Below are 24,782 nucleotides of genomic sequence, written 5' to 3'. Positions count from 1 at the left end.
TAGAAAAACTTCGGAAAAGATGTATTTTTTGTTTAAGGGTTTTCAGAAGTTGCGGCAAATTCGAAAAGACAAACTACTGAATCATCAACCATTCTTTCTCCATGAGAGAGACATTTTTTACAGGAATTTGACTGGCGCCAAGCAGGAATGACATCCTATTGTGGATTTTTTCTAACAAATAGATAATATTGATGTCTGTAAAAGGAAGGCGCTGATTATAAAAATTATTATATTATATTTTGATGGAAAAAATCGTTATGTTTCATAGGCAAACAAAAATTTGCAAATAACCTTTATTGACACTGGCTCTGGATCATGCTACTGGGAAAATGATCATGGAGGATTGCTCTCCTCTAATTTCATCATCAATCCCAGTTCTTTAATGCCTTATGAATACTCCAACTACTTCTTCTGCCGGCACCCCTTCTTCCATCCCCGCTTACCGCAAATGGTACTTTGGCTCTACGGCCAAACCCATGCCGCGTGGCATGCGCGCCTCTCCGGAGCCCGATCCGCTACCGTTCGAGGAAATCCACGAACACGATGAAATTACCGTGGGACCGCCCAGTACGTCGGCGGATGGACACAGTGCTCACGGTTACTTTACCATTCCGGAAGGAGCGGACGGTAAAAAGCTCTACGGCACCTGTTCGCTCTTCCTGGGGGTGGACGACTGGGGCAGCCTGGAAGTGAAGGACTCCAGCGGCAGCGTGGTGGCGCAGGTGGACCTGAAGAAAGACTCGCAGACGGCGGGCAAGCAGGGCGGCCATAAATACCACACGGGGACCGGCGGGGCGCAGCTGCCCTCCGGCTCCTACATTTGGGAAGTCAACCAGACCAACATCGACTACAAGCCTGAAAAAGACAACGTCTCCATCTGCAACTACAGCATCGACGTCGTGCCGACGGAGCCGGGAGGCAAGGAGGAGCCCGAGAAGTGCCCGTGCGAGGGAGACACGTGTGATAACAGCGGCGGAACGCCGCCTTCCCCGTCGCTGGCCCGGTCGAGCTCCGCGGTGGGGAATAGCACGCTGGGAAACTACTCCTCCGCAGGGTGCAGTGTGAGTGCGGAAAGCACGGCCACCCTGATGTACTGGTCCTGCAACTTCGGAGCGTTCCGGGGACTGGGAGGGATTCCTGCGGGCCTTGTGGAACTGAGGGCTGAGGAAAGTGTCTCCGGCCTGGAAAGCCCATCCTCACTGGCCTACAACCATCCCTTGAACAGCCGTCTGGACGTGCCCCAAGGGGGAATTGTACCCGGAGTGCGGTTCAATCTGGTGCAGGGGGACCGGGTGATTGCCATGCGCTGCTATATGAACGGCTCCGTGCTGCCCGTTGGCGTGGACACGTCGGGCGGAGGGCGTGCGGCGCTGGCCACGGTGGAAGGACAATCCTGCCTTCGCTGGATCGTGGAGGACGGCAGCCAATACCTCTTCTCGGCGGAAACAGGAACGCTCCTCTCCTACACCACCACCGACAAGCAGGTCATCTCCAACACGTCATCCTATCTGGACGTCAAGCATGCCGAAGACGGCTCGTTGAGGCAAATCTGGAACCTGTGGGACGGCCTGCTCAACGTGGAAAACGTCACGGCCACGGGCTACACCATCGCTCTCTATACCCCTGGCCAAATCACCGGAACGGACGAACAGGGATTTTATACGGTCACCGGGACACCCTTTAAAACATTCAACCTTTCCCTTTCCGCGGACGGCCACTTCACCGTCACGGAACAGGCGCCGGCCAGGCAGCCCTACGCCGTCACCTGGTGGAACGACGGCCTGGCGTGGAACATGCGGAGGGGAACGGGGGAAGACGCCGTCACGACCATTCGCACGCGCACGGAGCTGGAACCGGAAGACTCGGTCTGGCAGCTGGTGACGGAAATCTCCAAAGGAGGTATCGTGGCAGAGCGCACCTGCTCCATCTATCAAACGACGGACGTAGGCGATCTGCTGCTCACTCAAGTGGAAGGCTATCAAAGCCCGGAAGCCCAGACCACGCAATACGCCTACGACCAGTGCGGACGGCTCAAGACGGAAACTGCCCCGGACGGCAGCCAAATTCATTACGCGTATGACCTCTACGGACGCCTGCTCTCCCGCGACGAACCGTGGGCGGAAAGCGGCAGGCGCATCACGCGCTACACCTATGCCTATTCGGGAGAAGCCGACTTCAACGACGAACCCGCCACGGAAACGGTAGACCTGCTTCCGCTGGAAGGGCACATCAAGACGCTGACCACCACGGCCTACAAGTACGCGACAGCCAACCACGTCAAAAGGACGGAAAAGAGGGTCACGGGGTTAGGTGTGACGGGAACGCGCCTGACGGCCACGGAACAATGGCTGGCCGGCGCGCCCGACGTCTACGCCCGCGGACGCATCCGGATGACCCGAGACCTCACCGGCGTGCAAACCTGGCACGACTACGCGGCCACTACGGAACACGGTGCCCTCTACACGGAAACAGTAGAAACGCGCCTCAACGGGGAAACCGTGCCGGGCCAGAGCACGCGCACCATCACCTGGATCACGGCGGAAGGGCAGCGCGTCAGGGAAGAAAGCTACGCTCTGCTCACCGGCGGGGAATGGACCATCACAGACAGCGCCTCCTATGAATTTGACACGCAGAACAGGTGGGTGAAAAGGACGGCGGGCAATGGCCGAATAACGGAGCGCGAGCTGATGTGCGACGGGCGCCTGTTGTGGGACATTGATGAAAATGGTGTAAGAATGGACTATGCCTACGACACGGCGCGCCAACTGGTAGAAACGACCCGCTCCGCCGTAATGGACGGGGAAACCGTCATCACGCCGGAAATCATCACCACCTACACCCGGGATGCGGCGGGGCGCATCCTCTCTACGCGCCGGGATACGGGGGCCATGACGACCAGCGAAAGCTCGGAGTACGACTTGCTGGGGAGGATAACTTCCTCTACGGACGTCCTGGGCCGGGTCACCGCCTACGTCTACAGCCAGGATGGCTTGACGACGACGCAGACCATCCCCTCGGGAGCCACGTTCGTCACGCGCAACGCGCCGGATGGAACGGTCCTGGAAGAATCCGGCACGGGACAGCGGCATATCATCTATTCCCTCGACTTGGTTGCCGACGGCGTTCGGACCTTCACGAAAGCCGTCTCCGGGGAAACGGAAACCGAACTGCAGCGCAGCGTCGTCAACGGTGCCGGGGAAATTCTGCGCACGGGCGTCCCCAACACCGTCGGCGGAGTCATTTACACGAGGAGCACCTACAACGCCAAGGGACAGCTGACCAAGGAACAGACAGATGCGGAAACCGCAGCTACGACGATGGCGCCGACCCTGTGGGAATACGACGACTTCGGCAATAAGGTCAAGGAAACCTGGAAGCTTGCCGATCCGGCCACCGTGTCCAACTCGCGCATCACCACGTGGAGCTACGGCGTGGAACAGGCGCAGGACGGCGTGTACCGCGTCGTCACGGCGACCAGGAACAACGGCCAGGGGACTACCTATGGCGAAACGCAGAAGACGCTGGTTTCCTCCCTCTCGGCCACGCTGGAAAGCAAAACGATCTCCATCGATCCCAGAGGAAATATATCCACACAGTGGAGCGAATACGGCGTGGGGGCCGTCCGGATGCAAAAAAGCAGCATCCCCACTTCCAATATCACGGCCACCGCGACGGTCATCGACGACTTTACTACCACGCAGACGGACCACGCGGGCATTACTTCCACGCAGACCCGAGCCTATGCGGAAACAGGCATCATCTACACTAACACGGACGGCCGTGGCAACACGGTCACGACGCGCACCGACATCGCCGGGCGTACTGTCTCGGTGACAAATGAGGCGGGCGACACGACCTCCACGGCCTACAGCCCTTACTTCGACCAGCCTTCCGCCGTCACCAACGCCCTCGGGGACACGGCCTGCTACGGCTACGACCTCCGGGGCCGAAAGACTGCCGAATGGGGTACGGCCATCCAGCCCCTGCTCTTCGGCTACGACGAAGCCGACAGAATGGTCAGCCTTACCACCTTCCGGGAGGACGCGGGCGACATCACCACCGATCCTGCGGGACGTACGGACGGAGACGTCACCACCTGGAATTATGATGAAGCCACGGGATTGCTCCTGCGCAAAACCTACGCGGACGGCACCCATGAAGACACCACCTACAATGCCCTGAACCTCAGATCCACGCTCACGGACGCGCGGGGTGTGGTCACCACCTGGGGCTACAACCTGAAGAAAGGAGTCAATACCTCCGTTTCCTACAGCGACTCCACGCCCGGCATCCAGTACGCCTACAACTACCTCAACCAGCTGACCCGGGTCACGGACGCCTCAGGCTCTCGCACCATCACTTACACCCCCTACAACGAACCGGACACCGATAGCATCACCATAGGAGGCGCCTCCTGCCAGATCCAGGAAAACTATGATGCCTACGGCCGGTCCTCCGGCTATACCCTGAAACAGGGAACCGACGTCCTCCAGGAAGCAAGCCAGGGCTATGAAGCCAACGGGAGGCTTGCCGGCGCCGGAATCGTGCACGGAGGAGAAGAGCAAACCTTCGCCTACGGCTACCTGGCGGGAAGCAGCCTGCTCTCCAGCCTCGCGATGCCCAACGGCATCGTCCGGGAACTTGCCTATGAAGAACACCGCGACCTGGCAGTGGCCATAAGCTGCCGTCTGGGGGAAACCGCGCTGGTCACCCGCAGCCAGAGCTACGACGCATTGGGACGCCCGGTCACCCGCACCCAGCAGCGGGGAACCGAAGCAACTCGTACTGACAGCTTCAACTACAACGGCAGAAACGAACTCACCGGGGCTACTCTGGGAACAGACCCCTACGGTTACAGCTACGACAACATCGGCAACCGCAAGACGGCGCGGGAACTGGCCCAAGAACTCACCTACGCGGCCAACGAGCTTAACCAGTACACCAGCATCGAAGAAAAAGCGGAGGCGCCTTTCGTGCCGACGTACGACGCCTCGGGCAACCAGACCTTGATCAGGACATCAACGGGCGTATGGACAGTAGTCTACAACGCGGCCAACCACGCGGTGAGCTTCACCAGCCGGGACGGCAGTACGGTGGTGGAATGCGGCTACGACTACCAGGGGCGCCGCTACATGAAGAAAGTCACCGTCAACGGGACGGTCGCCAGCCATGAACGCTACCTGTACCGTGGCTACCTGCAACTAGCGGCGTTGGACATGCTGGACAACCGGAACGTGCTTCGGACACTGCTGTGGGATCCGCTGGAAGTGGTAGTCACGCGTCCCCTGGCCTTGGAGCAGGACAATGCTCTGTATTGCTATGGCATGGACTTCAACAAAAACGTGACGGAGGTCTTCGATGGTCAGGGAGCTGTTGCGGCGGCTTATGACTACTCTCCCTATGGGACAGTTGGCAGCACAGGCAGTCTCGTCCAGCCCGTCCAGTGGTCCAGCGAGATGAACGACGAAGAACTCGCCCTGGTCTATTACAATTACCGTTATTACAATCCCGCTGATGGAAGGTGGATCAATCGCGATCCCATCGCCGAAGAAGGAGGATGGAATTTGTATGCGTTTATTAGTAATAACGCAATAAATAAGGGGGACAAGAATGGCTTAGGATTTGACCTGCCTATTCCTCATCCGGAATTTCCTACCCCAACAAGTAATGGCGGTAATGTATGGCCCAATGGTGAATACACTCCACCTGGGGTGCCTCCATCCACACCTCTTACTCCAGATGAGTTGGCATCAGTATTTTGTAACTATTCTATACCTGCACCAAAATGCACATGCCAAAATTCATCAAAGGTTCTTGATCCTTATCCGGCCAAGGCAAAGTCCATATGTATTAATTTTTTGAAGAGATACCAATTTTCAATTGCAGTCATTTCGACAGCCCTTTGCTTGGTAAATGCTGAAAAGCAGTGTCAAGACGTCTCGTGTTGTTCAGAAAGAAACAACTGTAGGCTAAAAGCCCATGTGACTTGTTATGCCAGCCGAGGCTTTATTCCTTTTTTGGGACTTCCAGAAGGAGGTTCTGATATTGGTTGGAATATGTTACTTAATGATTCTCAATGCAACTAATATACAACATAATTCATATCATATTAATTTGCGGGGTTGCTCCTTGGCTTATTGGCGCCGGATATTCTATGTGTTTATCTAATTTTCACCATGCCGTCATGGCTGGATTTTCAATGATTGTATTTTCATTTCCAGTAACATTTATATTGGCTGTAATTGGCTGGGTAATCTGGCGTATTTTCTCTAGTGAAATAAATCAACTGGTAGCTTGTTTTTTAGGACTGATTATCGGACTCATTATGGGCGCTATGCTGGACCGCATCTTATGCGATGAACATCATTATTTTTTGATATTGTCAGGAGCGGTTGGATTAATGGTAGGATATATTGAATTTTATCTATTTAAATTATATAATGATGAAATAGAGGAATAGTTCTATTACACTCGCCATCCAAATTAAGGGGTGTTGTGTGGATAAACAGAATATCCTTTCCATTAAATTAAGAAGCCGAAAGAAGAAACTACTGCCATCGAGGAATGTAGTTATTAACTACGTGGAACAGAAACGTCCGCGCCGACAGCTTCACTTATAATGCCAGAAGTGAACTCACTAGAGCCGCCTTGGGAACAGTCACGTCAACATCGGCAATCGCAAGGCGGCGCGGGAAATAGCGGAAGAACTCACTTACGCAGTCAACGAACTCAACCAGTACACCCGCATTGAAGAAAGTGGGGAAACGCCCTTTGTGCTGCAATATGACGCTTCAGGCAACCAAAAAACATTGATCAAGACCGCAACGGGCGTGTGGACAGCTATGTACAACGCAACCAACCATGCGGTAAGCTTCACCAGCGAGGACGACGCATAGTAGTGGAATGCGGGTACAACTCCATGGGACGCCGCTACATGAAGAAAGTCACCGTCAACGGGACGGTCGCCAGCCATGAACTCTACCTGTACCGTGGCTACCTGCAACTAGCGGTGTTGGACATGCTGGACAACTGGAACGTGATTCGGACACTGTTGTGGGATCCCCTGGAACCGGTGGCTACGCGTCCCCTGGCCCTGGTGCAGGCCGCCTCTCTTTACTGCTATGGAACGGACTTCAACAAGAATGTGACGGAAGTTTTTGATGGGCAGGGAACGATCGCGGCAACTTACGACTACTCCCCCTATGGGATAGTTGGCAGCACAGGAAACCTCGTCCAGCCGGTGCAATGGTCCAGCGAAATGAACGATGGCAAATTGGCTCTGGGTCTATTACAACTGTTGTTATTACAATCCTGCAGACGGCAGGTGAATTAACAGGGATCCGCTAAAGGAAGAGAATTTTTTAGAAATATATTTGAAAAAGACTGTCCGGTAAAAGTCGTTTTTGCTGTAGCAGGATTCTATCTGTTTGTTACTGTACGGCAGGGGCTTTCTGAGCTTCCGGCACGGGCAGGGGCGTTCTCTGGATGGTGACGGGCGTTCCTACGCTGGTTTGCTTGTAGAGAATTTCCGCCACGTTCCGGGGCAGGCGGACGCAGCCGTGGGAGATGGGGTGGCGCCGCACCTTCCCCACGTGCAGGCCCAGGCCCGCGTTGGTAAGCCGCTGCCAGTAGGGCATGGGGGAACCGTCAAAGCGGCCGCCTTCCGGAACGGGGTCCGTGGCTTCCGCATTGTAGTTGATGCATTTGCCTTCCGCATCATACATCTTGCCGTAAAGGTTGGACGCGTGGTCCTCCTTCTTGGAGATGACCGTGTAGTCTCCCGTCTTGGTCGGGTAGGCCTTGACGCCGGAGGAGAGGGGAAAGTCCATGGCAACCAGGCCGTCCACCAGGTACTGGCCCCGTTGCTCGTCCAGGCAGACGAAGATTTTGCGGGATTTCTTCGGCTTGCGGTTCAGGAGGGTGTCATCCTTGTACACGTCATACGTTTTCCGGTAGTCCTTGCGGGCTACGAAGTGGGCATACGTGGAGGGATGGAAGGGGTTTTTGTATTCCGGGACGGATTTGTCCACGGTGCGCGGATCCGGCAGGGCCGTATGGCCCTTGCCGGAGTGGGTGCAGGACGTCCACCCCATGAGAACCACGGGGAGGACGGCCAGAAGAAAGAGATGCTTCATAAGTGGTTAAGCCGGGGAGGGAGCCCCGGATTACTTGGAACGCGGAATCGTCAGCTTCTGGTTGATGTGAATCATGTCGGACTTGAGGCCGTTGGCTCTCTTCAGCGCCTTGACGGAGGTGCCGTTCCTGCGGGCGATGGCTCCCAGCGTATCGCCCTTCTTCACGGTGTAGGTGCGTGCCTTGGGAGCGGGCTTGCGCGTGGTGCTCTTTCTGGCGCTCGTGCTGCGGGAGGACTTGCTGCTGGCCGTGGTTTTCCGCGTGGGGGATTTCTTGCTGACGGAAGGCTTGGCGGGCGGATTATAGGCGTAACTGGAAGAGCTGGAGGAGCTCTTCACCGGGCTGTAATGGCCGGATTCATAAGCGGGATCAGAGCTTTCCGCAATCCACGGCGGGATTTCGCCGCTGGCCGGTTCCGCAGTATCATAGCCGGCTGTGGAAGAATTCTGGGTGGAGCAGGAAGAGAAGGGGAGCACCAGCGCGGCAGCGCAGGCGCAGGTAAAAATGAATGGCGCTTTCATGTGTGCCCTGTTCATACTAATTTATGATTTCGGATTCAAGGCGCTAGCGCGGATTGCCGGGATTTTTTTTCAGCCCTTGTCCAGATTATAAAAGGTTTCCGCATTTCGCGTCGTTACGCGGGCCAGCTCATCCAGTTCCATGCTTCTGGAAGCGGCGATGAAACGGGCCGTATGGATGAGGTGCGCGGGTTCGTTCATGCGGCCCCGGAGGGGTTCCGGGCTGAGGTAGGGGGAGTCCGTTTCCAGCATGATGCGGTCTTCCGGGCACCATCGCGCGGTTTCCGCCACCACGGGGGCGTTTTTAAAGGTGGCCACCCCGGTGAAGGAGACCATGCCGTCCAGTTCGTCAAAAATTCGCGCGGCCTGGGCCGTGTCTCCAATGAAGCAGTGGAACACGGGGCGCACGCGGCCCGCGTGGTTCCGGGCAATCGCCAGGGCGTCTTCAAAGCTTCCGGACCCTTTCCGGTCCCGCGTGTGCAGGACGATGTTGAGGCCCAGGCGCGCCGCCAGGTCAAAGTGCTGTTCCAGCAGCTCCTGCTGGCGGCGGCGGAAGCTTTCAGCCTCCCAGCCCCGGGGGGCTCCGTGGAAGTAGTCCAGCCCCGTTTCCCCGATGGCGGCCAGGGGGATATCCTGCGCCATGCGGGAAAGGCGGTCCGCCCAGCCCTCCGGCGCGTCATGGGCGTCGTCCGGATGAATGCCCAGCGCGCAAAAGACCACGTCCGGGAATTGGCGCGCCCACGCTGCGTTCGCCTCCCAGTCATCCGGGCGGGCTCCCAGCGTAATCATGCGGTCTATGCCTTCCCGGAGGGCATGCTCCACATAGGCTTCCCGGCGGGACTGGTCGAATTGCGCGGAAGCCAGATGGCAGTGCGTGTCAATAATCATGGCGTAAAAACCCTGGCAGGGCAGGGGAAGTCTGTGGATATTTCCCGGTTTTGAAAAGTGCAAACGCAGGGCATGCCTGATTTTTCCTTGCCACGCGGAAGTGAAACGCACAAACTGCCGCGCATGAATTGTACGGCTTTGTGCATGTGCGCCGGCCTGTTGTCGGTGGCTTCCCTTCAGGCAGGGACCCAGCAGATAGAAGCGCCGCAGGAGGGCCCTGTCATCAGTTTCCATCTGGAAAACGACATGTTCGTGGGAGATGACGATAATTATACCAACGGCGTCCGCTTTGCCTGGATGTCCGGCACCACATCACGGAGCCACACTTTTTCCGGCATGCTGGGAACGGTGCTGGGGGGCACGAACGCTTCCGCTTCCTGGCGGCGTTTCATGGGCATGAACGGTTCCCCCAACCTGCGCCAGCAGTGGGGGCTGGACCTGACCCAGCTCATGTATACCCCGGAGCAGAAGGCTACCTACCCCATTTATAACCAGCATCCCTACGTGGGCAACCTGACGCTGGGCCTGGCTTCCCTGGTGAAGAATGAGGACAGGGCCAATTCCCTGGAATTGCAGCTGGGCACCACGGGCACGAATTCCCTGGCGAAGGGCTCCCAGCATTTCATTCATAAGCTGTGGGGCATGGAACAATGGCCCGGCTGGTCCAACCAGCTCCCCGGAGAGATGACGGCCAATCTGTTTTTCAAGCGTTACTACCGCCTGCGCGGCCTGGAAAAGCGCTACAGCTCCGGCTTTGAAACGGACGCCCTGGCGTACTGGCACGCGGATGCCGGCACGGTGAAGGTGCAGGCGGGCGGCGGCATGTCCTTCCGCTTTGGCTACAATCTGGGCAATACTTCCCCTGAAAACAGCATCCGCGGGGCCACCAGCGCCGCGCCGCCCTTCGTTTACAACAGGACGAACGTCGCCAACTGGGGGTATTACGGCTATCTGCACGCCGCCGTGCGCGCCGTGGCCCATGACCTGTACCTGGACGGCACGGTGTTCCGCTCCTCTCCGGAGTACGTGAACAAGTATCCCGTGGTGGGGGAATGGGGTTACGGCTTCGGCCTCCGGTACAAGCGCACGGAACTGCTGTTCGGCCTGCACTACATTACCAAGGAGTATACACAGCAGGAATCCATGCAGTGCGTGGGCGTCCTCCAGTTAAAGCATACTTTTTAACGGTTGCGTTCTTCGCAGGCGGTCCATAAACGCAACGGCAGCTTGCAAAGGTGAAGTTTGCTGTTAGAATTAGAATTGCGGATTCGTATGTAACAGGACAATCCGTTTTTGCATACCAACGTTGACACATACTTACTTCATGAGAACGACCAGATCCTGGCTTTTATCCTGTACCGCGCTGGCGGTAGGCTCCGCCATGTGCGGCCTGGGAGCCCCGGGCGATTCCGCCCCCGCGCCCGCCCCCACCGGGCTGGAATGGGAGCAGGAGCAGAACCTGCATTTGAACAAGGAGGCCCCTACGGCCTTTTTTGCGTCTTTCAGCGATTTGCAGTCCGCCCTGAAAGTGCTGCCTGAAAACAGCAAGTGGCGCAAGTCCCTGAACGGACAGTGGAAGTTCCACTGGGCCAAGGATCCCCAGAGCCGCCCGGCCGATTTTTACAAGCCGGATTACGACGTGAAGGACTGGAAGGAAATCAAGGTGCCCGCCTCCTGGCAGACGCAGGGCTACGGCACCCCCATTTATTCCAACCAGCCGTACCCCTTTGAACGCTCCTGGCCCTATGTGATGAAGGAGCCCTCCAACAAGAATTACACGTCCTACAAGGAACGGAATCCCGTAGGCTCCTACCGCCGCACGTTTGAAGTGCCCGCGGACTGGGACGGCAGGGAGGTGTACATGCAGTTTGACGGCGTGGATTCCTTCTTCTACCTCTGGATCAACGGGCAGTACGTGGGCTTTTCCAAGGATTCCCGCAATCCGGCCCGTTTTGACATCAGCCCCTACCTCAAGAAGGGGGAGAACGTGGTGGCCGCGGAGGTGTACCGCCATTCCGACGGCGCGTACCTGGAATGCCAGGACATGTTCCGCCTGTCCGGCATTTTCCGCAACGTCTCCATTTTTGCGGTGCCCAAGGTCCACATCCGCGACTTTTTCGCGCAGACCAATCCGGTGGACCAGCGGGACTGGGCCCTGAACATTGATCATGCCAAGCCCGGCACCATGAACGGGGACTGGCGCCTCCAGGTGGACGTGGACGTGCGCAACCTGTTCCCGGCGACCGAGAAGCTGGAAGGGTGCACCATTTCCATGGCCCTGTATGACGCCGCCGGCAAGCTGGTGGAGCCCGTCAAGCCCAAGGACGCCCCGTATGACGGCGTGCTGGAAAAGCCCCTGCGCCTCACCGGCATGAAGGATTTCAAAACTTCCCTGCTGGGCATTTACTCCAAGCCCCGCCTGTGGTCCGCGGAGGATCCCAACCTGTACACCCTGGTGCTGACGCTGAAGCGTGACGGCAAGACGGAGGAAATGGTTTCCTCCCGCGTGGGCTTCCGTAACGTGGTGATCAAGGACAGCGTGTTCCTGGTAAACGGCCAGCCGGTCAAGGTGAAGGGCGTGAACCGCCATGAAAGCCACCCGGAAACCGGGCACTACGTGACTCCGGAACAGATGGAGGAGGAAGTGCAGATGATGAAGCGCGCCAATATCAACCATGTGCGCTGCTCCCATTATCCCGCGGATCCCTATTTCTACTACCTCTGCGACAAGTACGGCATTTACGTGCAGGATGAGGCCAACATCGAATCCCACGGCTACTATTACGGCAAGGAGTCCCTTTCCCACCCCATCGAATGGATGCCGGCCCACGTGGACCGCATCATGGCGATGGTGGAGCGCAACAAGAACCACCCCAGCGTGATCATGTGGTCCCTGGGGAATGAGGCAGGGCCCGGCCAGAATTTCCGCAGCGCGGAAAAGATCGTGAAGGCCAGGGACATGTCCCGCCCCACCCACTATGAGCGCAACAACGACATCGTGGACCTGGGCTCCAACCAGTACCCCTCCGTGGACTGGACGCGCTCCATGGCGGCCAACAAGAACTTCCCGAAGCCCTACTACATTTCAGAGTACGCGCACAACATGATGAACGCCATGGGCAACCTGGCGGACTACTGGGAGGCTATCGAGTCCTCCGACCGCATCATGGGCGGCGCCATCTGGGACTGGGTGGACCAGGGACTGTACAAGACCCTGCCGAACGGGGAAAAGATGCTGGCCTACGGCGGGGACTTCAACGACCATCCCAACAGCGGCCAGTTCGTGTTCAACGGCACCATTCTGGCGGACCGCACGCCGGAACCGGGCTACTTTGAAGTGAAGCACGTCTATCAGAATATCTCCACGTCCCTGACGGACGACGGCAAGATCGCCATCTTCAACAAGAACTTCTTCACGGACCTGTCTCCGTACGACATTACCTGGACCCTGACGGAGAACGGGAATGTGGTGGCGGAAGGCAGGCTGGATACGCCTCCGGCCGGACCCAGGGAGAAGATCGTGGTGCCCGTGCCGGACATCCCGCAGCTGAAGAACCGGAAGCCGGGAGCGGAATACGCCCTGCGCATCGGCTACAAGCTGAAGAAGGACAAGGACTGGGCCGGGAAGGGCTATGAACTGGCCTTTGACCAGCTCCAGCTTCCCGTGCAGGGAGACCTGCCCATGTTCAAGGCGCCTTCCGGCAAGGTAACCCTCAGCGCGGACAAGCACACCGTGTCCGGCAAGGATTTCTCCGTGCAGTTTGACGCGGCCACCGGGGAACTGGCCCAGTTCACCGTGAACGGCAAGCCCCTGTTCAAGACGCCCATGGCGGTGAACGCCCTGCGCGCCGCTTCCAGCAATGAGCCGGGCGTCATGGCCAAGAGCATGGCCAACGGCCTCCGTGAACTGAAGCATGAACTGCTCAGTTATGAAGCCGTGGACAACGGCAGCAGCGTCACCGTCAAGCAGTCCGTCAAGGTAAGCGGCAAGCAGGCTGAAAACATCAGCGGCTATGGAGACACCAAGACCTCCATCACGCCCAAAAAGCAGCCCCTGAATGACACGAACACCCATTTCATCAACAATCTGGAATGGACCATCTACCCGGATGGAACCGTCGTCTGCCAGTCCGTGCTGCTGCCGCGCGGCAATCCCCTGGAGCTGCTGCGCCTGGGGTATGAGCTCCAGCTGCCGGCGAACATGGGCAACGTGACCTACTACGGCCGCGGGCCGGAGGAAAACTATGCGGACCGCAAGAGCGGCATGCCTCTGGGCGTTTACAAGACGACGGCCCGGGATTCCTTCTTCCCGTACGGCAGGCCGCAGGACTGCGGCAACCATGAAGACACCCGCTGGGTGGCCGTCACGGATGACAAGGGGCAGGGCCTGCTCTTCGGTTCCGTGGGCGCCCCGTTTGCCTTCTCAGCCATTCCCTACACCACGACGGACCTGATTCTGGCCAACCACCCCGTGGAGCTGCCCAAGACGACGGACAAAACCGTGCTGGTCCTCTCCTCCGCCACGCGCGGCCTGGGGGGCGCCTCCTGCGGCCCCGGCCCCATGAGCAGGGACATCATCAAGGCCAACAAGCCCTACCCGCTGTCCTTCTTCATGCGTCCCGTTACGGCCAAGTCCTACAAGGGTGAAATCCGCGTGCCCGCGGCCCAGCTGGACATGACCATGCTGACCCGTACGGACAAGTATACCGTCAAGAGCGTGACCAGCCAGGAGCAGGGCGAGGCGGATGCCGAGTTCGCCATTGACGGGGACCCCGGCACCTTCTGGCACTCCGAGTACAACAAGACCGTGACCAAGCACCCGCACGTGCTGGCCGTGGACCTGGGCAAGGAGCGGGAGTTCTCCGGCATTACCTACCTGCCCCGCCAGGACGGCAGCGGCAACGGCCGCGTGAAGGATTATTCCGTGGAAGTGAGCACGGACGGTGAAAAATGGCAGCCTGCCGCCAAGGGCGCCTTCCCGGACAGCGTGGACCTTCAGGAAGTGAAGTTCCAGGCGCCCGTCAAGGCGCGCTATTTCCGCTTCTCCGCCCTCAGTGAGACGCAGGGCCGGGATTACGCCGCTGTAGCGGAGTTGGACATCATCCCCGTTAAAAAGTAACTCCTGCGGTTTCCACCGCTTGAACAGACGCCCCGCCGCTTTTCGGAGTGCGCGGGGCGTTTTATTTGCCGCAATGCCGTTTGGAGCCTGGTTGGAGCGCCGCAAGCCCTTGCGCCAACTAAAGATGAACCTGGGCGCCAGCGGGCGCGTTTTCTGAAAACCAGTGCGGCTGCCAGCCGCATGATGAATCGGTTGCCGCAGAGGCTCGCGGCGCTCCTCCGGCGGCGGGATTTGATGAAGGGTCCCTGGCCTGCGGCAGCCATCCGCCTGCAAAAAAGCCTCCGCACAGGCATTCCCGTGCGGAGGCTTTAACGGTGGTGAAAGCTAGCTCTTTTAGCGTCGTCTGCGCATCATCAGCGCCGCCAGGCCGAGGAGGCTCAGCGTAGCGGTGGCGGGTTCGGGAACCAGATTGAAGTTGTCGTTAAAGAGAGGGATGGCATACCACTCATAACCCTCGGTAATGGCATCCGCCTGCGACCCGAAGAAAAACGTCATGTCGTTCCCCACCACTCCCGGGTACTTGGCCAGCTCGCCCGTATCCACGTTCCGGAACGTAAACATGGAGAATTCGCCGGGGGAATCGTCGTTGTTGACCAGGAGGACAATGGGCTTTCCTTCCAGACCGGAGGCCAGCGTGCCGGAAAGTGAAAACTGGCCGCCATTGGTGATGGCGCCGGGATATTCCGGAGAAACGGCGGAAAGGCTGGTGGTGAAGCTTTGCCTGATTTCCGCCATTTGGCTGTAGCTCAACTGGCCTGCGGGCGTGCTGTTTTTGGACCATTCAATCTTGCCGTCAACCAGGTCGAAAGACCAGGTACTGTCTTGAAGGTATCCGAGCATGGCGGAGCCGTTTTGCAGGGAATGGCCGGAAGCGTCAAGAATGGACGTAATAGGGGCAGTCCCATATTCGTCTTCATTGTAAACGGTGAGCGTCGTGGCAGAGGCTGCTCCCGCGATCATCAGTCCGGCGGCTGCGTACAGCAGGAAGGAATGTTTCATCATGGTATCACTTGTTAAGTTGTTATTGAGGAGTAGGTAATGTATTGGTCTGGACAGTTGTGTAAGCGGGAAGCCTGGTGCCGGAAAGGATGTTCAGGATGCCTTCCACCGCCGTGGAGGATACGTTTTCACCCGTGTCCCTGTTTTTCCACTGTCCGGAGGAAGAATCATAATAACAGGGCTCCAGAGGGCCGCCGGGTGTGAGAGGCACGTAAACCACGTCACTGGAAGGATCGGGCAGGGCGGTGTGGAGGGAGGTGCTGAGAAGCGTCTGGGGAACAGGCAGCCCCGTATGAAGGAGCGTGCTTTCCTGGGAGAGCTGGAGCCTCTGGTGCTTCTGCGCCACTTCCCCGATAACGAAGGCCTGCACGCCATTGCCGGCTTTCCGGACGATTTTAAGGGGTTCATGATTGAAGACGGGGAGAAGGCCCATGTCGTCCCGGGAACCGCGGCGCATCCATTTGTTTTCCGTAGCGGAGTGGTAAACCGGAATCTGGATGGAGGGAGAGGTGGAGATATAAACGGCATCCGCCGTGCCGGAAGTGCCGCTTTTCAGGCTGAACGTATTGTCGCCTCCCAGAACATCGTTCAGGGTGCGCGCCTTGCGCAGCACGTAGGAAACCGGCTTGCTGTTTTTAATCAGGTCCGCTGCGCTTTTGTCATCCACCGTTATTTTATTCGCCGTCCAGGAAGGGGCGGGCTTTTTCCACGCGTCCCTGTTGAGGGGAAGGGCCATCGCCTCGTCTCCGAAAATGAGTTCCAGAACATAGGCGGAATCCGTCTCCATCAGGTCGGTAAAATTGACGTCCGGGTCCGTGATGGTGATTTTGCTGCCGGAAACGGTGATGTTGTTTTCCTCAAGCGTATGCTGCATCAGGGCTTCCGGATGCACTCCCAGGCCCAGATAGCCCGTTGTTTTGGCATTCAGATCCGTCTGGATGTAGCCGCAGGGCGTGCTGTACGCTGTTTCCGCATGCAGGGAGGCGGCTGTTGCCGACAACAACACGCATGTGAAGAGGGCCGCTGGCAGACAATATACCGGATTCATAAACATTAAATCATTAAGAGGAAAGGGCATGGTTTGTCAATTAAGAAAGGAAAAAACGTTCCGATTTTTTAATTTTATTTGTTAGACGGTCTTTTGCGAACGCAGAAAAACAAGGGGATTCCTGCGGTTGGCCGCGGACACGGCAAGAGTGAAATTTACCGGGTTCAAGTGCTTTTCCGGCATTTTCCGCTTTTAGTGCGGAGTGCAGTTCATCCGGAAAAAATGGCGGCATGGCATCTGGTTCCTTCTCCAATATCGGAAAAGGATGGGCTGAGGGAAAAAGGCTTTTTTTCCCTTGCCGGAAGATTCCCGGTGCCGCGTGCTTGTTTTGCCCTTAAAGCGGGCTTTCCCCTTCACGGGAAATTTTCAGGCGCAGGAATCTTCGCCGGGGACTTTCCGCGTTCATGGGCACGGCATCCCGGAAAGTGGCGGAGCTTTTGCCTTCCGTTTCCACTTCCGCCGTCTCCGTCCAGGTCTGGAGGTCTTCCGAGGCTTCCACTGCGTGCCTGATTCCGGTGGCTTCCGGGTTGACGGGCCAGCCCAGTACCAGGCAGGCGTCTCCGCCCGCTTCCTCCGCGGTGACCTGCACGACGCTACCGCAGGGTTTGAGGGGATCCAATCCTGTGGCGTATTTCAACAGGTTGGGGATGCCGTCCCCGGCCGGGGAATCATTGGGGCCTGTCTGGTCCGTGTCCGGGTCCCGGGAGGTGATTTCATCCTCCTTCCATTCATTCCACGTGCGTTTCTGCCCCCGCTGAGTCACGGTGGCGGAGCGGACGGTTCCAAAGGAGGAAAAGGAAAGCTGCGCCGTACGGGAGCCTTCCGCGGCATTGGCCTCTGCGGCAATGGATACGGTTCCATTGCCCGTTTCCGCTCCCTGCATGCCGGTGATGTTTATCCAGTCCGCCGTTTTGGAGACATTCCAGGCGGCGTCGCAGGTGACGGAGAAGACCGCCGTTCCCCCGTTTTTGGGAAGCACCAGCGCAGCGGGGGAAACCGCCAGCGCAGGGGCCCTGCCGGACTGGATGACAGTGACGGAGACCGGCTGGACGCCAGGAACGGCAACCGTGATGGTTCCGGTGCGTTCGCCCGCGCCTTCCCAGCGGTCCACGCTGTAGGTGACGGAGCCGTTTCCGGAGCCGGAAGAGGGAGAGACGGTGATCCAGCCAGCGGAAGAGGACGCCGTCCAGGAATCGTCGCTGGAGACGGTGAACGTGGCTGCCGTCACGCCTTCCGGTCCCACGCGGACGGGCGCTCCGGCGGCGGGAACGTCCAGGGAAGGAAGGAATTCATCATACGGAATGCGCAGGAAGAAGATATTTTCGTCCCCGTTGAGCCCTTCATACAGCACGCCGATGTGGCCGTCTCCCGTTTCACAGATGTCGGAATAGCCGCAGCAGGGGCGGGAATCGTAAAGAACCTGGCGGCTGGAGGGCCATGTGGCGCCTTCGTCAAAGGAGGCTTTGAGGGTCATTCGGGCGCGGGGGGCGGAAGTTTTATCAGGGTTGGAGAAAAGGAGGGCCCTGCTGATGTTCGCGGAGTTTTCCACGGCGAGCTGGCTGGCCTGGCAGGCGGCGGGCTCCGGCAGGGCTTTCAGGTTGGTGGCATGAGCCGTCCACGTCTTCCCCATGTCGTCCGTCGTGAAGACCTTACGGTACCCGCTTCTGCTTTCATTGCGGGCGTTGAGCATCAGGCGCCCGTCGCTGAGCTCCGTGACTGCGCATTCGCTGGAGCCGGCTCCGATGCCGGGCGTGCCGGATTTGCCGATGTCCTCGCTGATCCAGGTCTGGCCGCGGTCCAGAGAATAAATGATGCAGGACTGGGGAGTTCCCGCGCCGCTGGCGCCCGTCCATATCTGGGAAGGAAAGACAATGGGGCGTACGCCGTTGACCGTCTTCTTCATCGTAATGCCGTGGCCCGGACCCTGGAAAAAGGATTTCCAGGCCCTGTTCTTGATGTCCTTGTTGATGCTCCGGGGTTTCATTTTTACGAACTCCCCCGTGCCGGGGTCCGCGGAACCCCATGTCCGGCCGTTGTCCGTGCTGTACGCTACCACATACTGGGCGGTTTCCAGGCTTTCCACGTCCACGTTGGCCTTGGAGGAGGCCAGCCCGTGCCTGGCGATGCCTGCCACCCACAGGGTACCGTTGACTTCATCCAGAAGGATGCAGGGGTCGCTGACGCCGTAGCCGGAATGGTAGTCGTTGGCGGAATCGCCCGTGGGGTTGAAGTTGACGGCCACGTTGACGGGCGTCCAGGTGCGTCCGTTGTCCGTGGAACGGCTGCATCCCGTATCGATGTTGGCCTGCATGTCGTTCCGGCCGTCGTAGCGGATATCGAAAACGGAGACCAGATCCCCGTTCCTGGCGCGCACAATGCCCGGAATGCGGGATTTCCTGGAGGCCTTTCCTTCCAAGGAGCCTCCGTAAACCGGATCGTTCGCCTTGGCGACGGCATAGCCTATCCGCTGCCTGGCCGTCACTCCATCGGCAACATCAGTCGTTTGCCCGTCCACGGTGACGGAGGTGATTCTGGCGCCCACCTTGTGGTCCATGCTGGCGGAGTTCTTGAGCTTGACGCTGACCCAGAAGTAGTATTGCCGTCCGTTCGTGAGAACCCCCGGAGTGACGGGGAACGTCATGACGGGAGCCGGCGGCTGGGCCGGGCTGGCAAGGACGCCCGTGGTGCTCATGGCGCCGTGGCCGCTGCTGCCGTAGGCGGGCGCGGAATAGATGCCGTCCGCGTCACCGGTGTAAAGGGAAACGCTTTCAATGTCACCCAGGTCGTCGGACGGGCTCATGTCCACCGTGACGGCCATGCCGTCATACGCAGCGGGGAGTTCCGTCAGGGAAAAGCGGAGGATGCCGTTGGCCTCCATGCGGATCATGGCCGGCCATGCTTCCGCGGTGCTGGAGAGGGGGTTGAATTCGGAAAAGACCAGATCGTCGAAAAGAACGCCCTTATTGGCGGGGGCCTCGCAGCGGAAGATGAGGCGCGCGGTGCCGGAAGGGATGGCGCCCCTCACCTGCTGGGTCATGGGATTGCTGCCCGTTTTCAGGGAGGAGCCGTCCGCGACCAGTGTTTCATTCCCTTCCCCGTCCGCGGCGTGGATGGTGAAGGAAAAGGGGCTGTCGGACGTCCAGCGTTCCCCGGTCAGGGCAAGCGTCTTTTTGACGGCGAGGGGAGCGGGCAGCGTCAGCGTGGCCGTGCTTTTCGTCCCGGCGCCCAGGCCGATGAGCCGCATGCAGTTGGGCTGGGAGGAACAGCGGTTGCTGGCGATGGCGGCATGCCCGCTTTCCGCCGTCATGGTCCCCAGAGCGGTTTCCAGGGAGGTGAAGCTGCCCGTCGGAAAGGAGTCGAAGTTTTCAGAAGCGGCTTCCTCCGCTCCCCGCGCCAGGGCGGTTCCCAGGAGCAGGAGAAACAGGACTGCGGAGGAGGAGACGGTGCGGCGAATGGTCTGGAAGGCGTTCATTGTGAAAAGGAAAGGGGAAAATTTAAAAATGCTTGATAACGAAAAGAAGAAAGAATGGAAACAAAAATGGGGAAGGGGGGTGGGATTTAATAAAATTTTAACGTTTTTTCTGGTCTGTTTTATTTGCACCCTGAACGGTCTTCCATTAGGTTAATTCTAACATTCAAGCCGGATACCATTACGGTTCCCTTTTTTCATGTTTTCAGAAACGCATTCGGACAGCCAGTGGGCAGACAGGATTCTGGCCTCCATCCGGAGGGAGGAATCCCGCCCCGGCCGCGGCCTGCTGAAAATCTTCTTCGGCATGGCGCCGGGAGTGGGCAAGACGTACGCCATGCTGGAGGCCGCCATCCAGGCGGCGGACAAAGGCGTGCAGGTCATGATCGGCGTGGCGGAATCCCATGGCCGGGAGGATACGATGCGCCTTATCGGCAGGCTGCCGCGCCTGCCCATGAAGAAAATGGCTTACCGGGGCGTGCAGATGGAGGAGTTCGACCTGGAGGAGGCGCTGCGCGTGAAGCCCCAGCTCATTCTGGTGGACGAGCTGGCGCATACGAACGTTCCCGGAATGCGTCACAGGAAGCGCTACCAGGATGTGGAGGATTTGCTGGCCGCAGGGATAGACGTTTACACCACGCTGAACGTGCAGCATCTGGAAAGCCGTTCCGATACCGTTCATGACATTACCGCCGCTCCCGTACAGGAAACCGTGCCGGATTCCGTGCTGGCGGAGGCGGACTGCATCCAGTTGGTGGACATCACGCCGGAGCAGTTGCGGACGCGTCTTCAGGAAGGGAAGGTATACAGCGCTCCCCAGGCTTCCGCCGCGCTGAACCATTTTTTCAAGGAGTCCAACCTTACGGCCCTCCGGGAACTGGCCCTGCGCATCATGGCGGAGAAGGTGGACCATGAGCTGACGGAGGTGCGCACCATCTCCGGGGACCGCTCCATCTGGCGCAGCGGGGAACGGCTGATGGTAGCCGTGGGGCCCAGCCCGTTTTCCGCCCGGCTGGTGCGCTGGACGCGGCGCATGGCTTACGCCCTGAACGCTCCGTGGATTGCCCTTTCCGTGGATACGGGCGTGCCGCTGTCCCCCGAACAGCAGCAGCGGCTGGACGCCAACCTGGAGCTGGCGCGGCGGCTGGGTGCGGAAGTGATCGTGATGCCCGGTTCCGACCTGGCGGAGACGCTGCTCCGCATGGCCTTTTTGAGAAATGTCAGCCAGATTGTGGTGGGCAAGCCGCAGGAGGCTTACCTGTGGGGGCTGGTGCGGCCCATGTCCCTGGTGGACAAACTGGTAAAGGGGAGCGACCAGATTGACATTTACGTAGTTCCCGCCGCTCCCGGTCCGGTCCGGAACCGGTGGAAGAGCTGGCACCGGGAAACGGAAAAATATGGCCGGGACTACTGGCTGGCCGCAGGCGTGACGGCGGCCGTTACGGGAATCGGCCTGTTGATTTCCGCGTTTACCGGTTATTTCGCTCCCGGCTTCCTGTATCTGGCGGGAGTAGTGGGCCTGGGCTTTTTCATCCGTTCCCGCTGGGCCATGCTGATGGCCGCTGCGCTGAGCGCCCTGCTGTGGAACCTGCTGTTCATTCCCCCGGTGATGACATTCAAGATAGAACGGCTGGAGGATGCCCTGATGTGCCTTTTCTTCTTTCTGGTGGCTCTCTCCACGGGGCGGCTCACTTCCCGCCTGAGGGTCCGCGAGCAGGAGGAGCGGGAACGGGAAAAAAAGACGAATGCCCTGTTTCTGTATTCGCGGGCCATTGGGTCCGCCTCGGACGTGCCTTCCCTGATTTCCGTCGCCGCAGGGCAGATCAGCCAGATCATGGGGGTGCGCCTGGCGGTCATGACGCCGGAAGGCAGCGGCCGCAGGCTGAAGCTTTGGGAATCCGGGGGGGCTTTTTCCATGGATGACAAGGAATGGAGCGTGGCTGCCTGGTGCCTGGAGCACCGCCGGCCCGCAGGCAGGTTTACGGATACGCTCCCGGTGGCGGAAGGGTTTTACCTCCCCATGATGTCCGGGGAACGCTGCATGGGCGTGCTGGGCGTGAGGCCGGAGGAAGGGGAGCGCCTTACGGCAGGGCAGAAGGATTTGCTGGAAAGCATGGGCGCGCAGCTGGCCATGGCGCTGGAACGTGAAGAGCTGCGGGCGGAACGGGCGCGTACGCGGCTCATGGAGGAATCCGAAAAACTGCACCGCTCCCTGCTGGACAGCGTTTCCCATGAGTTCAAGACGCCTCTGGCCGTGATTGAGGGCGGCTGTGAGAAGCTGGCCGGGCGCGCCGCGTCCGCGCCGGAGGAACGGGAGGAGTATGGGGAAATCCTGCTGGCCGCACGCCGCCTGCGCCGCCTGGTGAAAAATTTGCTGGACGTGAGCCGCCTGGAATCCGGCGCCCTGAAGCCCAAACTGGACTGGTGCGACCTGGGGGATGTGATTGAAGGGGCTCTGGCCGCCACCAGGGAGGCGCGCCGGGACCATCCCGTGTCTGTCGCCCTGCCGCCGGATTATCCGCTGGTGAAGGCGGATTTCTCCCTGATGGAGCAGGTGCTGGTCAATCTGCTGCTGAATGCCTGCGTGCATACTCCTGCGGGAACCCCCATTACGCTGAAGGGCGGCGCCGATCCCGTGCGCGGCCAGGTCTGGCTGGATGTCCATGACCTGGGGCCGGGCATTCCCCCCGAACGGGCGGAAACCATTTTTGAGCGTTTCCGGACGACGCGGCCCGGCGGCCTGGGCCTGGGGCTTTCCATCGTGCGCGGTTTCATGGAGGCGCAGCGGGGAGCCGTTACCCTGGTTGCCGTTCCCGCCGGAACCTGTTTCCGTCTTGTCCTTCCCCTGGTGGAGCATGATCATGTTCCTGAAGAATAAACCTTCCTTCCCCGTGTTATGAGCGACCTTCCCGCAGATATCCTGGTTATTGATGACGAACGGCAGATACGCCGTCTCCTGAACCTGACGCTGACCGGCGCAGGCTACCATGTCCGCGAGTGTGAAAACGGGCAGCTCGGCCTGAGCGAGACCGCTCTGAAACGGCCGGACGCCATTATTCTGGACCTGGGCCTTCCGGACATCAACGGACTGGAAGTGCTCAAACAGCTCCGGGAATGGACGCAGGTTCCCATTCTGATCCTGACGGCATGGGACAGGGAGGATGAGAAGGTGGACGCCCTGGACGCCGGGGCGGACGATTACCTGACCAAGCCGTTCAGCGGCCGGGAACTGCTGGCGCGCCTGCGCGTGATGCTGCGGCGCAACCGGCCGGACAGGGAGCCCTCCGTATTCCGGCTGGGATCCATCATTGTGGACCTGAGCTCCCGGCGCGTGGAGAAGGGGAAGGAGGAAATCCATCTGACCTCCAAGGAATACGGCATTCTGCGCCTTCTGCTGCTCCATCAGGGCAAGGTGATGACCCACCGCCAGCTTCTCCGTGAAATCTGGGGCCCCCAGCATGAGGAAGATACGCACTACCTGCGGGTGCACATCGCCCACCTGCGCCAGAAGCTGGGGGATTCCGATCCGGAAAACCGCATCATCCGCGCGGAATCCGGCCTGGGGTACAGAATTGTGGCGGACGGAGCTGAATAAATCTTTTTCCCATTTCCGCGGGCCGGGAAAGGCTGTGGCCTTCCACCCGTGGAAGCCGGGAAATATATTTTTTCATAACGTTTGCAGGGCATGGCTTAACTTCACGAAGGTCAATATGCTGTGTAGGATTCAGGACGTATTCGATACGTCTTTATGAAGATTACACACACCGCAAAAAACATAGGGGCCGCAGTTCTGGGCTGCGCCATGATGGCAGGAACCGTCTGCATGGGCGGGGAAACGGCCTCTTCCTCCCTGGCCAACGCGCAGGAGGCCGCCATCCCTTCTACGGACACGGACTGGGCTTTCTCCCTTTCCGCGGGCTGGTCCAGCAAATACGTGACGGAAGGGCTGGACTGCCTGCCGGGCAGCGGCATCTGGGAAGTGGCTCCGAGCATCTCCTGGAAAGACCTTACGCTCAGCGCCTGGTACGCCGGGGGGGATTCCTCCAATTATGACGAGCTGGACCTGGTTCTGGGTTACGCCTGGAAGCTGGGGAAGTGGACCGTCAATCCCTGGTATGAGCACCAGTTCTATTTCACGCAGGACTACAACGTAGCCAATCCGGCCCTGACCGTCTCCTATGCCGTGACGGACTGGCTGACCGTGGGGGCGGAAACCCAGGTGAAGGTGGAACACCAGGATTTTGAAGCCTATTACAGCGCCTTTGTGCAACTGGAATGGTCCCCCGTGGAGAACGTGACGGTAACGCCCATGGCCAGGTACGGGTACAACGGCGGTTATAACGTGGACTATGACGACGGCTCCAACTGCATTGACTGGAGCCTGGGCGTGACGTGGCGGTTTGCGGAACATTATTCCCTTTCCGGCTCCGTCAATTATTCCCAGGCGGCTACGGTGCTGCGCCGCAGGGACGCCGGGGACGAGTTCTGGGTGGGCTTCCGCCTGGGCGTGGAATTCTAACGGCGTACTGGCGTCATGAAAAACGGGCTTCCAAAGGGAAATTAACAATTTCTTAATGTCCGGCAGCCCCTTGTTAACTACCCGGAATT

At 59.0% G+C, this 24,782-nt stretch carries 15 protein-coding genes; 8 read left to right on the top strand and 7 right to left on the bottom strand.

The annotated features are described in order from the left end of the window. Positions 1-389 precede the first annotated feature (389 nt). The 3 genes from P8A25_RS00130 (at position 390) to P8A25_RS00120 (ending at position 7,333) form a co-directional block, all read left to right on the top strand. Positions 390-6,086 (top strand): RHS repeat-associated core domain-containing protein, encoded by a 5,697-nt coding sequence (locus P8A25_RS00130; RefSeq protein WP_251828001.1) that lies wholly within the window; start codon positions 390-392, stop codon positions 6,084-6,086. A gap of 98 nt (positions 6,087-6,184) precedes the next feature. Continuing rightward, entirely contained in the window at positions 6,185-6,460 is a 276-nt protein-coding gene (locus tag P8A25_RS00125; protein ID WP_215442926.1) for a hypothetical protein, read from the top strand. A gap of 438 nt (positions 6,461-6,898) precedes the next feature. Then, positions 6,899-7,333, top strand: a complete 435-nt coding sequence (locus P8A25_RS00120; RefSeq protein WP_251828000.1) for a hypothetical protein — start codon at positions 6,899-6,901, stop codon at positions 7,331-7,333. A gap of 97 nt (positions 7,334-7,430) precedes the next feature. Here P8A25_RS00120 and P8A25_RS00115 read toward each other — a convergent pair whose 3' ends face one another. The 3 genes from P8A25_RS00115 to P8A25_RS00105 all read right to left on the bottom strand — a co-directional run bounded on the left by P8A25_RS00115 (position 7,431) and on the right by P8A25_RS00105 (position 9,539). Then, positions 7,431-8,135: a L,D-transpeptidase family protein gene (locus P8A25_RS00115; RefSeq protein ID WP_215442933.1), complete on the bottom strand. Its 705-nt coding sequence runs from the start codon at positions 8,133-8,135 to the stop codon at positions 7,431-7,433. A 30-nt stretch (positions 8,136-8,165) separates the two neighbouring features. Next, positions 8,166-8,654 (bottom strand): LysM peptidoglycan-binding domain-containing protein, encoded by a 489-nt coding sequence (locus P8A25_RS00110; protein ID WP_022397927.1) that lies wholly within the window; start codon positions 8,652-8,654, stop codon positions 8,166-8,168. A gap of 69 nt (positions 8,655-8,723) precedes the next feature. Further along, positions 8,724-9,539, bottom strand: coding sequence for a TatD family hydrolase (locus P8A25_RS00105; RefSeq protein WP_215442935.1), 816 nt, complete (start codon positions 9,537-9,539; stop codon positions 8,724-8,726). A 123-nt stretch (positions 9,540-9,662) separates the two neighbouring features. On the opposite strand from P8A25_RS00105, the gene P8A25_RS00100 reads away from it, so the two are divergent. Continuing rightward, entirely contained in the window at positions 9,663-10,724 is a 1,062-nt protein-coding gene (locus P8A25_RS00100) for a lipid A deacylase LpxR family protein (protein WP_215442937.1), read from the top strand. Positions 10,725-10,863: 139 nt separating this feature from the next. Next, entirely contained in the window at positions 10,864-14,658 is a 3,795-nt protein-coding gene (locus P8A25_RS00095) for a glycoside hydrolase family 2 TIM barrel-domain containing protein (protein WP_215442938.1), read from the top strand. A gap of 333 nt (positions 14,659-14,991) precedes the next feature. On the opposite strand, the gene P8A25_RS00090 is transcribed toward P8A25_RS00095, so the two are convergent. The 4 genes from P8A25_RS00090 to P8A25_RS00075 all read right to left on the bottom strand — a co-directional run bounded on the left by P8A25_RS00090 (position 14,992) and on the right by P8A25_RS00075 (position 20,177). Beyond that, a complete protein-coding gene (locus P8A25_RS00090) occupies positions 14,992-15,660 on the bottom strand; it encodes a PEP-CTERM sorting domain-containing protein (protein ID WP_102721298.1) in 669 nt (222 codons plus the stop codon). A 19-nt stretch (positions 15,661-15,679) separates the two neighbouring features. After that, positions 15,680-16,657 (bottom strand): hypothetical protein, encoded by a 978-nt coding sequence (locus tag P8A25_RS00085; protein WP_102730698.1) that lies wholly within the window; start codon positions 16,655-16,657, stop codon positions 15,680-15,682. An 88-nt stretch (positions 16,658-16,745) separates the two neighbouring features. Continuing rightward, positions 16,746-16,958, bottom strand: coding sequence for a hypothetical protein (locus P8A25_RS00080; RefSeq protein WP_404838725.1), 213 nt, complete (start codon positions 16,956-16,958; stop codon positions 16,746-16,748). 81 nt (positions 16,959-17,039) lie between these two features. Further along, a complete protein-coding gene (locus P8A25_RS00075) occupies positions 17,040-20,177 on the bottom strand; it encodes an exo-alpha-sialidase (protein ID WP_404838724.1) in 3,138 nt (1,045 codons plus the stop codon). A 196-nt stretch (positions 20,178-20,373) separates the two neighbouring features. Between P8A25_RS00075 and P8A25_RS00070 the strand changes: the two genes are divergently transcribed. The 3 genes from P8A25_RS00070 to P8A25_RS00060 all read left to right on the top strand — a co-directional run bounded on the left by P8A25_RS00070 (position 20,374) and on the right by P8A25_RS00060 (position 24,693). Continuing rightward, positions 20,374-23,052, top strand: a complete 2,679-nt coding sequence (locus P8A25_RS00070) for a sensor histidine kinase KdpD (protein ID WP_215442942.1) — start codon at positions 20,374-20,376, stop codon at positions 23,050-23,052. Positions 23,053-23,070: 18 nt separating this feature from the next. Further along, on the top strand, positions 23,071-23,769 hold the full coding sequence (locus P8A25_RS00065) for a response regulator (protein WP_022397916.1): 699 nt from the start codon (positions 23,071-23,073) through the stop codon (positions 23,767-23,769). 153 nt (positions 23,770-23,922) lie between these two features. Then, positions 23,923-24,693, top strand: a complete 771-nt coding sequence (locus P8A25_RS00060; RefSeq protein WP_215442944.1) for a TonB-dependent receptor — start codon at positions 23,923-23,925, stop codon at positions 24,691-24,693. Positions 24,694-24,782 lie beyond the last annotated feature (89 nt).

It is taken from the genome of Akkermansia sp. BCRC 18949, from assembly GCF_045011645.1.
Lineage (GTDB): Bacteria > Verrucomicrobiota > Verrucomicrobiia > Verrucomicrobiales > Akkermansiaceae > Akkermansia > Akkermansia massiliensis.
This window is presented reverse-complemented; position numbering and strand designations above follow the sequence as displayed.

Coding starts and splice junctions, on each gene's coding strand:
- P8A25_RS00130 (WP_251828001.1), top strand. CDS start 390: ATGAATACTCCAACTACTTCTTCTGCCGGCACCCCTTCTTCCATCCCC.
- P8A25_RS00125 (WP_215442926.1), top strand. CDS start 6,185: ATGGCTGGATTTTCAATGATTGTATTTTCATTTCCAGTAACATTTATA.
- P8A25_RS00115 (WP_215442933.1), bottom strand. CDS start 8,135: ATGAAGCATCTCTTTCTTCTGGCCGTCCTCCCCGTGGTTCTCATGGGG.
- P8A25_RS00110 (WP_022397927.1), bottom strand. CDS start 8,654: ATGAAAGCGCCATTCATTTTTACCTGCGCCTGCGCTGCCGCGCTGGTG.
- P8A25_RS00105 (WP_215442935.1), bottom strand. CDS start 9,539: ATGATTATTGACACGCACTGCCATCTGGCTTCCGCGCAATTCGACCAG.
- P8A25_RS00100 (WP_215442937.1), top strand. CDS start 9,663: ATGAATTGTACGGCTTTGTGCATGTGCGCCGGCCTGTTGTCGGTGGCT.
- P8A25_RS00095 (WP_215442938.1), top strand. CDS start 10,864: ATGAGAACGACCAGATCCTGGCTTTTATCCTGTACCGCGCTGGCGGTA.
- P8A25_RS00090 (WP_102721298.1), bottom strand. CDS start 15,660: ATGATGAAACATTCCTTCCTGCTGTACGCAGCCGCCGGACTGATGATC.
- P8A25_RS00075 (WP_404838724.1), bottom strand. CDS start 20,177: ATGAACGCCTTCCAGACCATTCGCCGCACCGTCTCCTCCTCCGCAGTC.
- P8A25_RS00070 (WP_215442942.1), top strand. CDS start 20,374: ATGTTTTCAGAAACGCATTCGGACAGCCAGTGGGCAGACAGGATTCTG.
- P8A25_RS00065 (WP_022397916.1), top strand. CDS start 23,071: ATGAGCGACCTTCCCGCAGATATCCTGGTTATTGATGACGAACGGCAG.
- P8A25_RS00060 (WP_215442944.1), top strand. CDS start 23,923: ATGAAGATTACACACACCGCAAAAAACATAGGGGCCGCAGTTCTGGGC.